14 protein-coding genes are annotated in these 15638 nt (G+C 61.5%); 4 read left to right on the top strand and 10 right to left on the bottom strand.

Features of this window, described 5'->3' with window-relative positions; translation table 11 throughout:
- The 3 genes from K0F88_RS31415 to K0F88_RS31405 form a co-directional block, all read right to left on the bottom strand.
- Positions 1–2702: Ig-like domain-containing protein (locus tag K0F88_RS31415; RefSeq protein WP_219097796.1), on the bottom strand; the 2702-nt coding region annotated here is incomplete at its 3' end.
- A gap of 51 nt (positions 2703–2753) precedes the next feature.
- Positions 2754–3590 carry a sulfotransferase gene (locus K0F88_RS31410; RefSeq protein ID WP_219097795.1) on the bottom strand — a complete coding sequence of 279 codons (837 nt, stop codon included), beginning with the start codon at positions 3588–3590 and terminating at the stop codon, positions 2754–2756.
- Between the two features lie 126 nt (positions 3591–3716).
- Positions 3717–5288 (bottom strand): glycosyltransferase family 39 protein, encoded by a 1572-nt coding sequence (locus tag K0F88_RS31405; protein ID WP_094469729.1) that lies wholly within the window; start codon positions 5286–5288, stop codon positions 3717–3719.
- A gap of 242 nt (positions 5289–5530) precedes the next feature.
- On the opposite strand from K0F88_RS31405, the gene K0F88_RS31400 reads away from it, so the two are divergent.
- Positions 5531–6118 carry a phage tail protein gene (locus K0F88_RS31400; protein ID WP_094469730.1) on the top strand — a complete coding sequence of 196 codons (588 nt, stop codon included), beginning with the start codon at positions 5531–5533 and terminating at the stop codon, positions 6116–6118.
- Positions 6119–6168: 50 nt separating this feature from the next.
- Complete coding sequence (locus K0F88_RS31395; RefSeq protein ID WP_094469731.1) at positions 6169–6480, top strand: hypothetical protein; 312 nt, start codon at positions 6169–6171, stop codon at positions 6478–6480.
- 123 nt (positions 6481–6603) lie between these two features.
- On the opposite strand, the gene K0F88_RS31390 is transcribed toward K0F88_RS31395, so the two are convergent.
- From K0F88_RS31390 to K0F88_RS31375, 4 genes are read right to left on the bottom strand one after another with little or no spacing between them, the layout of a single operon-like run.
- On the bottom strand, positions 6604–7101 hold the full coding sequence (locus K0F88_RS31390) for a GNAT family N-acetyltransferase (protein ID WP_219097794.1): 498 nt from the start codon (positions 7099–7101) through the stop codon (positions 6604–6606).
- Positions 7102–7113: 12 nt separating this feature from the next.
- A complete protein-coding gene (locus K0F88_RS31385; protein WP_219097793.1) occupies positions 7114–9210 on the bottom strand; it encodes a biotin/lipoyl-binding protein in 2097 nt (698 codons plus the stop codon).
- Complete coding sequence (locus K0F88_RS31380) at positions 9211–10530, bottom strand: efflux RND transporter periplasmic adaptor subunit (RefSeq protein WP_219097792.1); 1320 nt, start codon at positions 10528–10530, stop codon at positions 9211–9213.
- Positions 10527–11309, bottom strand: coding sequence for an efflux RND transporter periplasmic adaptor subunit (locus K0F88_RS31375; protein WP_219097791.1), 783 nt, complete (start codon positions 11307–11309; stop codon positions 10527–10529). Before K0F88_RS31375 ends, K0F88_RS31380 begins: the two co-directional genes overlap by 4 nt.
- A 177-nt stretch (positions 11310–11486) precedes the next feature.
- Here K0F88_RS31375 and K0F88_RS31370 point away from each other — a divergent pair, with 177 nt between their 5' ends.
- The gene (locus K0F88_RS31370; RefSeq protein WP_219097790.1) at positions 11487–11852 is read left to right on the top strand and encodes a type II toxin-antitoxin system RelE/ParE family toxin; all 366 of its coding nucleotides are present in this window, start codon (positions 11487–11489) and stop codon (positions 11850–11852) included.
- Positions 11845–12150 carry an XRE family transcriptional regulator gene (locus K0F88_RS31365; RefSeq protein WP_083375321.1) on the top strand — a complete coding sequence of 102 codons (306 nt, stop codon included), beginning with the start codon at positions 11845–11847 and terminating at the stop codon, positions 12148–12150. Before K0F88_RS31370 ends, K0F88_RS31365 begins: the two co-directional genes overlap by 8 nt.
- A gap of 39 nt (positions 12151–12189) precedes the next feature.
- Here the strand turns inward: K0F88_RS31365 and K0F88_RS31360 are convergent, their stop codons facing one another.
- The 3 genes from K0F88_RS31360 to K0F88_RS31350 form a co-directional block, all read right to left on the bottom strand.
- A complete protein-coding gene (locus K0F88_RS31360) occupies positions 12190–12777 on the bottom strand; it encodes a hypothetical protein (RefSeq protein ID WP_219097789.1) in 588 nt (195 codons plus the stop codon).
- Positions 12778–12994: 217 nt separating this feature from the next.
- On the bottom strand, positions 12995–14572 hold the full coding sequence (locus tag K0F88_RS31355) for an efflux transporter outer membrane subunit (RefSeq protein WP_219097788.1): 1578 nt from the start codon (positions 14570–14572) through the stop codon (positions 12995–12997).
- Positions 14569–15636, bottom strand: a complete 1068-nt coding sequence (locus K0F88_RS31350) for an HlyD family secretion protein (protein WP_219097787.1) — start codon at positions 15634–15636, stop codon at positions 14569–14571. Before K0F88_RS31350 ends, K0F88_RS31355 begins: the two co-directional genes overlap by 4 nt.
- Positions 15637–15638 lie beyond the last annotated feature (2 nt).

Genomic DNA, 15638 nt, shown 5'->3' with positions numbered 1-15638 from the left:
CCGGTGCCGGCGTTGCCGGACAGGTCGCTGACCCCGGTGTTGTCCAGGGTGATGAGGTTGGTCGTGTCATTGACGCTGGCGGTCGGGGTAAAGGTCGCGGTCCAGGTGATGCCGCCGTCGCTGCTGCTCACCGCGCTCAAGGTGCCGTTGGCAAGGGTCAGGTCGGCGTTGGTGAAACCGCTGACGGCTTCAGTGAAGGTGATGGTGACCAGCGAGGTTTCGCCGATTTTCAGTGCCGTGTCGGCCACCACGATGGTCGCGGTCGGGCGCACGGTATCGATGGCGTAGTTGTTCGAATCGGTGGTGCCGCTGCCGGCGTTGCCGACCAGGTCGCTGACCCCGGTGTTATCGAGGGTGATCAGGTTGGTCGCGTCAGTGATGCTGGCGGTTGGCGTGAAGGTACCCGTCCAAGTGATGCCGCCATCGCTGCTGCTCACGGCCGACAAGGTGCCGTTGGCAATCGTCAGGTCCGCGTTGGTAAAACCTGTCACGGCCTCGCTGAAGGTGAAGGTCACCAGCGACGTTTCGCCGACCTTGAGCGCGGTGTCGGTGAACACGATGCCGACGGTCGGGCGCGTGGTGTCGACAACATAGTTATTGGAGTTGGTAGTACCGACGCCGGCCGTGCCCAGGCCGTTGTTCACCCCGGTGTTGTCCAGGATGATGAGGTTGGTCGTATCGGAAATGCTCGCGGTCGGCGTGAAGGTGGCCGTCCAGGTGATGCCGCCATCGGCGCTGCTGACGGCGCTCAGGGTGCCATTTGCAATGGTCAGGTCGGAGTTGGTGAAACCGGTCACGGCCTCGGAAAAGGTGATCGTCACCAAGGACGTTTCGCCGATGCTCAGGGTGGTGTCAGCGACCACAATGGTCGCGGTCGGCGGCGGCGCATAAGCAGTGTTGAGTACACCGCCGTCGTTGAAGATGGTCGAAACGGAGGTCGGCGAAGTGCCGGTTGTACCTCCACCCTGCGCGGTACCGCCTGCTCCACTGGCCGCGGCATTACCAGACAGGGCCGCGAAGTTGGCGGCCGTGATCAGCAGCGTGCCTTTGTTCCAGATCGCGCCGACGCCCCGGCCGCCGATGCCGCCATTGCTGGCATTGCTGCCTTGGCCACCGCCACCGCCACCGCCACCACCGGCGCCGATGTTGTTGCTGATGGTCGAAGTGCCGATGATGGTAATGGTGCCGCTGCTGGCGTTGTAGATCCCGCCCGCCGCGTTGCCGCCGGCGCCACCGACTTTGTCCCAACCGGCACCACCGCCCCCGCCGCCAATGGAAATCGTGCCATTGGTGGCCGTCGAGCCGTTACCGCCGTTGCTGTAATAGGACACGCCCAGCCCGCCCGCGCCACCGGTGCTGGTGCCGCCGCGACCGCCCATGTGCGTCGCGTCATAACCGCCGCCGTAGCCGCCGGCATTGGCGCTGCCCGCCTGGCCGCCCAACGTGCCGGTACCCGGCCCGGCCGAGCCACCATGCCCACCGTTCTGGCCGCCCAAACCGCCGCCACCACCACCGCCACCGCCGTAAAAAGCACCCGTGACACCGCCGCCGCCACCGCCGCCGGAAGCGGCATTGGAGGTCACGCTGACGTTGTTCAGGGTCAGGATGCCGGCGTTGAAAATCCCCCCGGCCATTGCCCCTGCGGCACCGTAGCCACCGTTGCCGCCCGTTCCCGCCACCAGGCCACGGGTAATCACCAGGCCATCAAGGGTCACGGTTCTGCCCGCGGCAATTTCAATCACCCGGGTCCGGTACTGACCGTCGAGAATCACGTCAGCCGCGCCGTCATTGTTCAAGTCGCCATCGACGGTGATGTTCTGGCTGATCAGCAGTTCGGACGTCAATTGCACTGTCATGCCGCTGCTGAACGTGACGATATCGCCGTTCTGCGCCGAGGCGATGGCGGCACGCAATGAGCCGACACCCGTGTTGCCGTTGTTGGTGGCGGTCCAGGTCGCCAGGCCCCATTGATACTCGCTCATGGCCGTGGTCGACAGCATGTTGGCGCTTTCGATGTTGCCGGTGACAATTTCCAGATCCCAGTCGCCACCGACCCCGGTACGGTTGCTGGACGCGGCCACATCACGGCCGGTCAATTGCGCCAGCGAGTCGACAAAACTCAAGCCGCGCTCACCTTCGGCGGTGTAGCAGCCGTAGATCATGATGTCGCCGCCGGCATTCATGTCTTTGCCGATGTCCGCCAGCACTGCACTGCGGGCCGCGACGTTGTCGGCCGACAGATAGCTGTCGCCCAGCCACAGATCGCCCGCGTTGCCGTGGGCAATGATCTGCACCGAACTGATGCCCTGATGGGTGTCCAGATAATCGGCAATCTGTTGCAAGCCGTCCCGGCTCGCGTCCAGCTGAACCACTTGAGTGCCAGGTGCCACGCCCTTGAGCAGGCTGTCGGCGTCCTTGACCCGGGAATCGACGAACACCACGCTCTGCCCCGGTACGGCAACGGGTGCCGTGGCGGGCGCGGCATCGGCCTGGCCGTGGGTGTCTTTGCTGGCGACCGGCTGATCGTTCGCCGGCGCTTTGGCTGCGTCGGCCGTGGGATGGCTTTCAGGCTGGGCGGCGTCCGCCACGGTGGCCGCAACCGCGCCGTCGAACAGCATTCGCGGCTCCAGGGACATGATCATGGGTGAGGCCAGCGCCCGTGCGCCTTCGGTAACTCGCGACTTGCCTTTGCTCCACCACATGCTGCTCACCCGGACTCGAACTTTCGTGACGCGTAAATGAAAATGCCGCGATCAACTGATCGCGGCATCGGCCTTCATGCGAATGACATTGGCGGCGCTGGCTGAGCCATCGAGCCAGAAGGACAACTCTGCGTATTGCTTGAACAAGTCCGGCGGCAAAATCGTGCGCCGCGATTGCAGTTCGACCCTCGGCTTGACCTTGTGCAGGCCCGAGACGCCGAGGGCCTGATCGAACTCCGGCGCGTCGTAGGCGAGGTGGTCAAAGTCATGCTTGAACCAGGGCTCGCCGATGAAGTCGTAGACCAGCCGCATCACCCGATCCGGCGCCTGGGTCAGTAGGTCGTAGTCGACGATCAGCAGCGACTCGGCGTGTTCGCCGTAATAGGCTTCCTTGAGCGCAGCCCAGGCAAACCCCACCAGGCGATTGCGCTGGGCCAGGGTTTCGCAACGGCTGTAGACGGTGTTGCGCTCGATCGCGTCGCCGAACAGCTTGGTGTTTTCAAAGGAGTTGGCGCGGTACAAACGCTCGATGCTGTCCATGACCCAGGCGACATTGCGCACACAGGCAATGACCTTGGCTTGCGGGAACAGGTCGCGGATCGCCGGCAGGCGCGAACTCCATAGCCGGTTGGTGTCGAACACCACCGGTTTGTCGGCTTTGTCGGCGTAGAAGGAGTCGAACAGACCGCGCAATAAACGCCGGCGCAGATCGGTATCGATCACCGCGCCAAACTCACTGCCGGCGCTGCACTGCTCCAAAACACCGGAAAACAGCGCGCCAACGGGGCTGGTCATGCCGGCGTGGAAACGCGGGTTCTGCAACAGGATTGCAGAAAGCAGGGTCGAGCCTGAACGCGGCAAGCCGGAGATAAAGTGGTACTGCTGCATCCCTTCACCCAGTCATAAGTCCTTTATGTATGACGGAGCGTAGACTATGAATGGCCGTAGCAGTAGTAGTGTTTTGATATCAAATCGAAGCTAAATCATCGGGAAACGGTGATTTTTGTTCCTGATTCAATGCAAGACGAACACGCGCGCATTGGCGCCACCTGCCTGTGTTTCGCCAACGCTCTGCCAACCGGCGGGTAACGGCGCAAACTCGTCCGGCACACCGACAGTGCCGATCAACCAAACCCGCCCCGTGCCTTTGGGCAAATTGCCAAGGCTGTCGAGGTAAATGTCCGGGGTCACCAATGTACCGAAGCCATAAGCATTCGGCCGGCTCGACGCACCGCCCGATAACGGTGGCGTGTACAGCAACGGCTTGGCGTCGGTGCGGTTGTAATAGACATAGCTGAGGTACCAAAGCATGTCGCTGGTGACGATCCGGTCACCGGCAACGAAGTGCTGGTTGACGTAATTGACCATGACGTTGAACTGATCGTTGCTATCGACCGTGGCGTTGTTATTCAGGCCCACCAGTTCGACACCGACAAACAACACCAGCACCGTCAGGGCCAGCACCCGGAACCCTGAGTACAGGCGATCGATGGCCAGTGCGGCAATCATCGGCAGGCCGAGGGCGTAGGCGGTGAGGTAGCGCTCGATGAACACCGGCGAGATCCACGACACCGAAAACACCAGCAAAAACGGCAAAACGGTATAGATCACCACCAATGCACTGCCCCGAATCACGCTGCGATCCCGCGCCAACGCCACCCACACCAAGGCCAGCAACGCCACGGGTAACGTGATAAAAATCAGGGTCGGCAGGTTCTCGCCATCGTCCTGGATCAGGAACGACCAGATCATCGACGGCAACGAAGCGAACGTGACTGGTGCCTCCCACCCCACATCGCCATTGGCCTTGAGCTGATCCACGTGCTGGACCAGATCAATCAGGCTCGGCACCCAAGGCAAGTACAACAACACAATCGCCACGTTCGCCAGCCACCAGCCGGGGCGTTGAATATGCCGCAAGCGATAACCAGGCTGCAGGCGGATCACCCCCAGATACAGCCAGTGGCAGAGTACGCACAGGGCGGTGAAATAGTGGGTGTAGAACGCCGCGCTCATGAGCAGCACATACGCCACCAGATAACGCGTGCGCCGGGGGTATCGGATCCAGTAGACCAAGGCAATCGTCGCGCCAATCAGCCACAGGCCCAGCAGCGAGTACATCCGCACTTCCTGGCTGTATCGCACCGCTGTGGGCAGCAGCGCCAGCAGCAAACCGGCCAGCAGTGCGGCACGCCGGGTGGCAAGCAAATCCATCAGCCAGACGCCGAGCCACACCGTGGCAATCCCGGGCAATGCACTGAGCGTGCGGATGGAAAAAATACCGTCGCCGAACAGCTCGACCCAGCCGTGCAGCAACATGAAATACAGCGGCGGGTGCACATCGTGGGCGGCGTGCAGCCAGATTTCGCCGAGAGAATATTGGCTCAGCAGCAGGCTGGAGCCTTCGTCACCCCAGATGGCGGCCGCCGTCAGGTCGTAGAAACGCACCAGCGCGGCCAAGGCCAGGATCGGCAACAGCCAATGTTCGCGCACCCACCGAAGCAAGCGCTTGACGCTCGCCCAGGCACCGGGTGGAGCTTGCGGACCCTGGGTGCCGTCAAGTGGCAATTCTCTGAACGCCTCCATTGCCTCCCCTCAGGACTGCCAGTGAAAAAGCGTGAAGCGTGTCATCACTGTAGGACAGCGCCAGCGCCGCCGTCGATGCTGGCTTTACGACCAACGACATCTGGTAGCCATGGGGATCAACTACGCTCTGGCTTGGCGTGACCCAGCCACGGAGATGAATGGAGTCGGCTGATCAGCGCGATCCGCCCGGATAACCGGGCCTAACGTGACGCTTCAGACACTAACCTGAGGGATAAGGAACTATGGAAGTATTCATGGGCACTATTCAGCCTTTCGCCTTTAACTTTGCCCCCAACGGCTGGGCCCTGTGCAACGGCCAGACGCTGGCGGTCCAGCAATACAACGCGCTATTCGCCCTGCTCGGCGTCAACTTCGGCGGCAATGGCAGCACCAACTTCATGCTGCCCAACCTGCAAGGCCGAATGCCGATAGCACAAGGCAACGGGCTGAACCTGACCCCGCGCGTCATCGGCGAGTTCTCCGGGACCGAGAACGTCACCGCGACCATCACCAACCTGCCGAATCACACCCACGCCTTGTCCGGGCTGACGGCCACCACGACCCTGCAACTGGCCAGCCCGGCGAGCAACCCGGTCACCACGCCCACCGCGACCAACTCGTACATCGGTGCTTCGGGCGGCGGCCCGGGCTCGGCGAGCATCTTCTCCGATGCGCAAGGCGCTGCGGCGGTACCGCTGAAGGGCGTGGCCACTGCCGTGACGGGGGAAATCTCGTCTGCCGGTAACGGCCTGCCAATGGAAACGATGAACCCGTACCTGGTGCTCAACTTCAGCATCGCCTTGAACGGGTTATTCCCTTCTCGTAACTGAGGTCTGGCCGGGGGTTCAAATCCCCCGGCCGTTTTTTTGGGAGTGACGCCATGTTGCAACTGGTTCAAAGCCAACACTTTCAGACCCTGCTGGGCAAGACAGGCACGCTGCGGCTGCCGGATGGCAGTGAGTTGCCGATCCATATCGACACGCTTGAAGAAACACCCCGTTCGCAAATGCCCAAGAGCGAGCGCATGCCGTTCAGTGTCGGGGTCAACAGTCTGGAACCCACAGCGTTTGTGGATGGGTTGTGCACGCTGGAGTTGCCGGAGCTGGGTCAGGTGGAAGGCATTTTTGTCTCCCGAGTGCCGGCCATGGGGCGTGACCCGGGCAAGGGATATTTCTACATTGCCTTCAACTGAACACATCACCGCCCTCCTGAAGGAGCGAGCTTGCTCGCGATAGCGATGGATCATTCAACATCTATGGCGACTGACACGCCGCCATCGCGAGCAAGCTCGCTCTCACAGGGGACAGCGGTGTTATCAAAATTGTGGATACCACACCAACCGCTCCGCCGCCGGGTTGCGCTCTTCAACCTGGAAACCCAGCGCCAGGTAATGCTGGCGCGCATGAGGATTGCTGGCCCAGACCACCGTGGTCACCGGGCAGCGGATCTGTTGGGCGGCTTGTTGCACGCCCTGGAGCACCTTTCGCCCATAGCCCTGGCCGCGAGCCCGTGGAATGAATGCCAGGTACAACACGCGAATTTCATTGGGGCCAAAATCGGTGGTCAGCGCACCGATGGCGGTATCGAGCTTTTCAATCACGTAATGCATCGCGTTGGGGAAACGCTCTCCCAAACCTTGTTCCTGCACCTGAAATTGCTGGGCGACCACCTGCTCCACCACTTCCCGCTCACCGTCGATCCACTGCAGATCCGGCCGCGCCGCCTGGTAAAGACTTTGCAGAAAAGGTCCATCGCTGCTCCGCGAGGGCCGCACCACCAAACCATCGGCCGCCACTGAATCGGTAGTTGCCATCAACTGCCCTCCTTAGAAACCGCTTTCCCTGACACCCAGCGCGGCCATGCGTCGCCAGGCCACGCCCAACAATGATTCGCCGCGGCCCTGCAACACCACCACGCCGCGCAAGGGCTGCATCGGCGTCGGTGCGGCTTCGAGGGTGCTCAACCGCGCCCCGTATTGCCCCTGCACCGGTTCAGCCCGTTGATGCGCATCCCGGCGCACGGCGATCGGCCCGTGGTGATCGGACGTCAGCGCTTCCTGATCGACATAGGCCGCGCCATTGGTGTCGATTTCGGTCAATTGCACGGCGATCGCCGGGTGCATCGGATCATCGGCGATGAACCGGCCGGTGGCCCCCGGCGCCACGCGCCACAGTTCGGCTTCGGCCAGATAGCCACGCAACCGTGCGCCGTCTTCAACGACACGCGCCAGAGGATCCTTGGTCGACAGCCAGCGACCGACCATCAGTTGCGGCAACAGATCGCGCACGGTGCCGGCGTGGGGCGCGCGCAGTAGCAGACGTTCACGCTGGGCGGCCAGCCCGCGATAGTCGGCCACCGCCTCAGCCAGGCGTTGCTCGACAATCCCGGCGTCGGCGGCGGTTTCGCTGCGACTGGCCTGACGGCGCATCTGCAACTGCTGGATCTGGATTTCACGCCGGACGATGGTCTGGCGCGAGTCCAGGTCCGGCGATTCCAGTTCGATCAGCACCTCTCCCTGCGCAACCACCTGACCGTCATGCACATTCACCGTTTTGACTCGCGCCGCGACGGGCGCGTGCAACGCACTGGCGCGTCCCGCTTCCAGCATCGTCGGCAACTCCACCGCACTGCGCCACGGCAAAACCAGCACCAACACCAGTCCGAGCAAGGCCAGACCACTGAGCAACACACGGGGTGCATACGCCTGCTCGCGCCGGCTCCACCATTGTCGCCACTCGCTCAAGATCGGCAGGAAGATGAACCACACCAGCTCCACCAGCATCAGGAAAATCCCCAACACCTTGAAGAACAGGTGATAGACCGCCAGCGCGATCCCGAAAAACAATGCCGCACGCCATAACCACGCGCCATATCCCCAGATCAGCAATCGGCGCTGCATGTTCGGCGACCACGGTTCCGGCGCCGCAGCCCCATAGCCGAACAAAAACTCGCGCAACCGCCACCGGCACAAGGCAAAGGCTCGCCCTTGAAGGTTGTCCACTTCCCAGAAATCGCTGAGCAAAAAGTAACCGTCAAAACGCATGAACGGGTTGAGGTTGATCACCAGCGTGGTGATCCAGGTGGCACTGGCGAGCATGAACGCCGCGGTGCGTCCGGGACCGTCCGGCAGCAGTGACCAGACCAGCAGCGCGATGCTCGCCAGAAGCAATTCCGCCAGCACGCCACCGGCACCAATCAGCAGCCGCGCGCGGCGATCATTGACCCGCCAGGCATCGCTGACGTCGGTGTAAAACATCGGCAGCAACACCATGAACGCCACGCCCATGCTCTGCACCCGACACCCCGCGTGCTTGGCCATGAAGGCGTGGCCGAACTCGTGACAGAGCTTGGCAAAGAACAACGCCACACCGAACGCCAGCGCGCCGCCGAGGCTGAAAAGATGCGGGAAAGTGGCGATAAACCGCTGCCAGTCCCGAGACACCAGAAATACCCCAAGCCCCAACGTCGCGGGCAATCCATAGCGCAGCGCGCGTGGGCCGAAGCGTTCCAGCCACGGCCAGGCACGATTGAGAAACGCGTCCGGGCGCCACAGGGGAATGCGGAAAAACAGGTATTGGTGCAGCAGAATCTGCCACAGCGTCTGACGCTGGGCGGCCGCCTTCAGGCTGTAGCTGGCGCGCTGTTGCGGATCAAGCGCGCTGATCAGGTCATGGCCACGCAAAAAGCCCAGCAACTGCTCAAGCTCCGCGCCATCGAGTGGCAACCCGGGCTCGCGGTTGGCGGCGCGCAATACCTGCTCGGGATCCCCCAACGACCAATGACGCAGCAACCGCATCGCGGCGGCACCGAGTTTGAAATAGCGCCCGCGCACCGGGTCGGCGAGGGTCCAGCGTGGCGAGCCATCGAGGGCCGGGGTCGCCACGGACAGTTGCAAGTCGGCCCGCAGGCTCGGCAGGCTCATCTAAAGCCCCACACTCTGGCGCAACCCGGCCAGAGGTCGACGCAGCAAGTACAACGCCAACGGTGCACGGTCGCCGAAAACCTTCGCGGTGCCGCGCAGACCGATGCGCGGCGGTGTGCCCTCGAAATTCGCATCCAGGCGATAAGCCAGTTGTCCGGCAGCGGTGGGTTGCGCCTCATAGGCCGAGCGCTCGAGTTTCGCCAAGTGCCGCTGCAACGGATCACTGTCGAGAAACAGCGCGACTTGCGCGCCGGGTTCGAGGGATATCGCGTCACCCACCGCCAGTTCGATGCGCAACTCGGCCTGGGTCGGGTCAGCGATTTCCATCAGCCGCTCGCCGGTCTGCACCGGTTTGCCGGTCCAGCGCTCCGCGTCGGCGAACACCGCGATACCGCCGCGCTCGGCGCGGACTTCACTGCGTTTGAGCAATTCGCGGGCGTAATCCCGTTCGGCGCGTTTTTGCTCTACTCGCGCAGCCAGCAGATCGATCTTCGAGCTGGACTCGGCGTCGGCGAACGAGCGTTGGGAATTGGCCTTCAGTTCAGCTTCGGCCACCCCCAACGCGCGTTCGGCCACATCGGCCTGGGCCTTGAGCGTGGTGCTTTCGAAACGCAGCAACAGGTCGCCGGCTTTGACCGTTTGATTGGGCTTGACCAGGAATTCGGCAATCACGCCGTCCAATGGTGCGGCCACCACGCGGCCACCCAATGGAACAACTTCTGCCGGCGCCAGCACCGATTGGCGCACCGGGATCAGCAACCCTAGCAACAGCACGGCGACCAGTGCCACCCGACGTTTTCGGGTCCAGCGCAGCCGCCACGGTTTGCGCGGTTGCAGCGCCAACCAGGCATGGCTGTACGTGTCGCCCAGTTGCGACAGCAGCACTTGCTCGGAAGGGTTCCACGGCAGGTCCCGCGCCAGCCACAGCCCACCAAATACTTCGCCCTGGTGATCGATCAGCGGCAGCCAAAACACCTGAGCCGCCGAAAGACTTTGCCAATCGGCCTGAATCGATTCGCTGAGGACGTTCGCCGGGATCACCCTTGCCTGCTTCAGCACACCGGCCTTGAACAACTGCGCCACGGCTTGCTCGGCGAACGCCACGAACGGCGCATTCGGGTCCACGGCACTGACACCCGTCACCGCCTGCACCTTGCCGGCAATCAACAGCGCCGCATGACGAAAACCAAACAGCGCCTGCCCGTCATTGACCAGGCTGTAGGCCAATTGCGCAGGCGTGCGCGCAGCGCGGGTCAGGCGTTCGAGATCAAGAAACCTGGCGAAGACCTGTTCTGCACCGCCCGCCACGGGCGCGTTCATTTAAGCTCCGCGAAACGCGCCGTGCCGCTCATGCCGGCCAGCAAACCGTTGGCATTGGGCAGTGTCGCAACCAGCAACAAGGTCTGGCTGCCTTCATCAATTCGAGCGCCGAGGCGTTTGACTGTGGCATCCAGCGCTTGACCGGTTTCATCGGGGACAAAGCTGAAGGTCTGACCGGGCTTGAGCCGGGCCATCCAGCGTGACGGCACCAGCAGATGGATTTCCAGGGTGCGATTGTCGACCACGTCCAGCAACGGCGCACCGGCAGGCACGCTTTCATAGCGCTTGACCTTGCGCTCGACGACCTGGCCATCGAACGGCGCCAGCACGCTGCAGCGTTTCACCTGGACCTGATAAACCTGAGACTGCGCCTGCGTCTCGCTGACCTTGGCCTCGGCCCGAGCCACTTCGAAACGCCCGACCGAATTCAACGCCGCCAGCTGTTTGTTGTGGGACAGCTCTTCACCCGCACCACGGTTGGCAGCCTGCGCCGCATTGAGCTGGGCCTGATAAGCCGAGCAATCGAAACGCGCCAGCGTATCGCCCTTCTTGAACGACTCGCCCTCACTGAACGGCAACTCGACAATGCGCCCGGACAACTCACTGGCGAGCACCGCCTGATCCCGGGCACGCAACACGCCCCGGGCCTCACTGCTGGCTGTCGCATTGCTGCCAGCGGGGCTGTTTTCCAACAACGGATCGTCTGGCGCGGGCGTTTGCGCGTGTACTGCGCAGGTCACAACGGTCAATCCAATAACCCAAACACAAAAACGCCGCATAACCGTATCTCCCTGACGGATGAGCGGAGTCTATGACAGGGTGGGTAGGCGTCAAGTGGATAGCCGACACTTGTTGGAAAAGCGAAGTATCGGGAAAGGTCTCGTTGGCTAGAAGGGTATCAACCTATCGAAAATATAACCTTGATGGAATATTCCACAGGGTGCATATTCCGCCCCATGAATTGGGATATTGAATACACCGACGAGTTCGGTGACTGGTGGATGGATTTGAGCGAAAGCGAGCAGAGCTCTGTGGCTGCAAGCGTCAAGCTGCTCGGCCAATTCGGTCCGGGCCTGAGGTTTCCCCACAGCTCAGGAATAAATGGCTCACGTCACGGCCATCTCAGAGAGTTACGGGTTCAGCATGCAGGGCGTCCTTTTCGCATCCTGTATGCATTCGATCCCAGGCGGTGTGCCTTGCTGTTGATTGGCGGTGATAAAACCGGTCAGGATCGATGGTATGAAGTCAATGTACCGCTGGCCGATCAGCTGTACGATGAGCATCTCGACACATTGCGCAAAGAGGGTCACAAAGATGGCTAAGAAATTTGCCGAACTCGAAGCGCGGATGACACCCGAATCCCGGGCACGCGCCGAGTCGATTTATGAACAACATATAAAGGAAATGCCGTTGCACGAACTGCGTCAGGCCAAAGCACTCAGCCAGGCCACGCTTGCAGAAACGCTGCATATCAATCAGGCAGCGATTTCAAAAATGGAACGTCGCACTGATATGTACATCAGCACCTTACGTAACTACATCCGTGCGATGGGCGGCGAACTTGAAATAATCGCTACTTTTCCGGATGGTCAGGTAAAGATCGAAAATTTCGCTGGTTGAGCAGCCAACTGGCTGCTTTATCGCGCCTTGCCAGAGGCATTACGATAGCCCCGCCAAGATGAGGCTGGTCAACAATCCCCACCAGCATAATCCCAAGACTATCCACATCCAGTTTATTGGGCTGAGTGTCGAATTTTGTCTACCCGAAGCATCGTCCGCCAGATAATTTATCGCCACCTGCACACGCATCAAACAACTGACCTGAAGGGTCAGTAGCACCATCAGTATCGCAAGACTTAGTTGCAGATCAAGAATCCAGATGCGTGTGGACTCAAGGACACAGAGCAGAATGAACGTTAACGCGAGAAACCTTGGATACCATTTGTATCGAAAGCCTGTGGCATATATGCGCCGATCGATAGCTCTGAACAGGGCATAGGTGAACCACACACTCATGACCGCGCGTACTGATGGCATGACCCGCACCGCAGTAGCCGCTCGATAGTTTTTCCAGTTTCGATACGACCAATACATGAAGTACAAGCCAAGGGTCGCGACAAACAGGACTGCGAGCTTGCGTTTAGACACGACATAGAAGGCACATAACAGGTCCTTGCCCATGGTGCAGTCTGCAGCCGGTGGCGAGTAAGGGTTGGAAGGCATGAGATGACGGCGCTTGTTGGGCATATGGGCCGCAATATTAACGCCGGTTCAGGTAGACCAAATCCCACATAAAAAAATCAGGACATTTCCTACGAGACAGTCCTCTGGTCAACCATTGCTTTCGAAACCATTTGGCCCTAACTTCGACTCACCACTGAACCTTGTACGCAGCAATTAAATTCGCTGGCCGTTAGGGTGAGAAAACCGGCCTCGGCCGGTTTTTCCGATCTACCCCACGAAATTAACGCTGTACCGTCTCTGCCAACGGATACACCGATTCCCACCCCCCACCCAACGCCTTATACAAACCCACCATCGCCAACGACACCCCGGTCGAGCTCTCCACAAGCTGCTCCTGAGTCGCCAACAGCGCGCCTTGCACCGTGAGGACGTTAACGAAGTCCACCACCCCTTCCACATATTGCTGCTGCGCGGTGCGCAGGGCGATCTGGTTTTGGCGCACGGCTTCGGCGAGGCTGTCGCGGCGCAGTTGGCTGGCGTTGTAGGCGCTCAGTTGATCGTCGATTTCATGCCAGGCGCGCAGGACGGTTTGCTGGTAGGCGATGGCGGCTTCCTGTTGCTGGGCCTCGCGCAAGTTCAGGACCCCGCGCAGGCGGCCGCCATCGAACAGCGGCAGGCTGAATTGCGGGCCGATGCCGAACGCACGCGAGCCCCAGGAGCCGAAATCGCTCAGTTGCATGGCTTGCGAACCGATGTTGCCCGACAGGGTAATCCGCGGATAGAAGTCCCCCTTGGCCACGCCGATGCTCGCGGTGGCGGCATGCAGGCGGGCTTCGGCCTGGCGGATATCAGGGCGGCGTTCAGCCAGTTGCGACGGCAGTCCGATGGCGACCTGGCGCGGTGTTGAAGGCACGGGGGTGTCTGTGGATAACTCGGCGTGGAGCGCTTGAGGCGGTTCGCCCATCAACAAGCTCAGGGCGTTGATCAGTTGTGACTGGCGCTGTTCCAGCGCGGGCAAACGCGACTCGATGGCGGCGACTTGGGCAGCCGCTTCGGCGACATCAAGGTCAGTGGCAACGCCGTCGGCCAGACGCAGTTGCGAGAGTTTCAGGCTGTGCCGGGCAACCTCGAGGTTTTGCTCGGTAACGGCCCGCGTGCTCTGTACGCCGCGCAGTTGAATATAGTCCTGAGCGGTTTCGGCGAGCACCGACAGCAGCACCCCACGGCGATCGTTTTCCGCGACTTCCAGGGTCGCGTCGGCGGCTTCGGTTTCGCGGCGCACACGGCCCCAGAAATCCAGTTCCCAGGAGGCGGAGAAGCCTGCATCCCATAGGTTAAACGCCGAATCGCCGTTGTGACCCGATGGATCGTTCAGGCCTTCGCCGCTGTTGCGTTTGCGCCCGTAACTGCCGGTGGCGGCGGTATTTGGGTAACGGTCGGCCGTGATGACCTGACGCGCCGCACGGCTTTGCTGCAAGCGGCTGCTGGCAATTTTCAGATCGAGGTTATCGGTCAAGGCGCGCTGGGTCAGGGCCGAGAGTTTTGGGTCGTTGAAGACGTCCCACCAGCGTTCGTTCATTTCGGTGGATACCGCTTCGCTGGCGGCGGCTTTTGCTGGTTTTGACCATTCAGTGATTTGTTGGGGTTGAGGCTTCTGGAAGTCGGGGCCGATGGTGCAGGCTGACAGGCTCATGACCAGCAAGGCGCATAAGGTGAGTTGAAGCCACTGGCCTCTTCGCGAGCAAGCTCGCTTCCACAGGTGATCTCCATCAGCGCAGAGATTTTTTTCATCACACAGATCCAGTGTGGGAGCGAGCTTGCTCGCGAAGGCGTCAGCCCGGTCAACAACGCTCTTCATCGCTGAACCACCTCGGACGCAGTCGCCCCACTGGCCGTATCAATCCTCGCCTCCACCGACATCCCCACCCGCAACCGCTCGGCCAATGCCTGCCCCGGATCCAGAACGATCTTCACCGGAATTCGCTGCACCACCTTGGTGAAATTACCGGTGGCGTTGTCCGGTTTGATCGACGCAAACGTCACACCGGTCGCCGGCGCGATGCTCTCGACGCGCCCCGTCAGAACCTCGCCTCCGAGGCTGTCGACACGCACTTGCACATCCTGCCCAGGCTTCACATCGGTCAATTGGGTTTCCTGGAAATTGGCGACCACGTAAGCCTGTGCCAGGGGCACCACCGCCAGAATCTTGCTGCCCGGCGTCACATAAGCGCCGACCCGCACCGCCCGTTCGCCCACCATGCCGTCCTGAGGGGCAACGATGCGCGTGTAAGACAACTCGTAGCTGGCCATTTCCAGCGCCGCTTGCGCCCGCTTCAATCCGCCTTCAGCCGCGTCACGCTGAGCCGTCAGGATCTCAACCTGCTTGCGTTCCGCCGCCAGCACCGCCGTGACGTTGGCCAACCGCGCGGAGGCCTGATCGATGCGTGTGCGCGCTTGCTGAGCATTCTGCACCGTGCCGGCACCGACCCCGGCGAGGTGGTTATAGCGGTTCAGTTCATGCTCGGCGAAGGCCATTTCAGCCTTGGCCGACACCACCGTGGCCTGGGCCTGAGCGATCACCGACGTCTGGCGTTCAAGGGTCGCCTTAGCGTTTTGCAGTTGCGCCCTGGCCACCAGCGTTTCGGCGTCGGCGGCTTGGGCGGCGGCACGCAGGTCGCGGTCATCGATCAACGCCAGCAACTGCCCGGCCTTGACCTGCTGGTTGTCTTCCACCAGCACTTCCTTGATGAAACCCGCCACGCGAGGCACCACCAGGGTGAAGTCCGCCGAGACAAAGGCATCGTTGGTGTTCTGTTGCGTGCGCTTGCCGAAAACACCTGGCGCCAGCAAGTAAATCAGCACGCCGACCGCCACCACTGCGGCGACGCCGACAGCCACTTTTTGCTTTGTTTGAGTCGTCATAA

This window comes from Pseudomonas sp. UMAB-40, from assembly GCF_900095275.1.
In the GTDB taxonomy this organism is placed as follows: Bacteria; Pseudomonadota; Gammaproteobacteria; order Pseudomonadales; family Pseudomonadaceae; genus Aquipseudomonas; species Aquipseudomonas mandelii_B.
The sequence above is the reverse complement of the archived record's forward strand: the minus strand, read 5'-3'. Positions and strand labels throughout refer to the sequence as shown.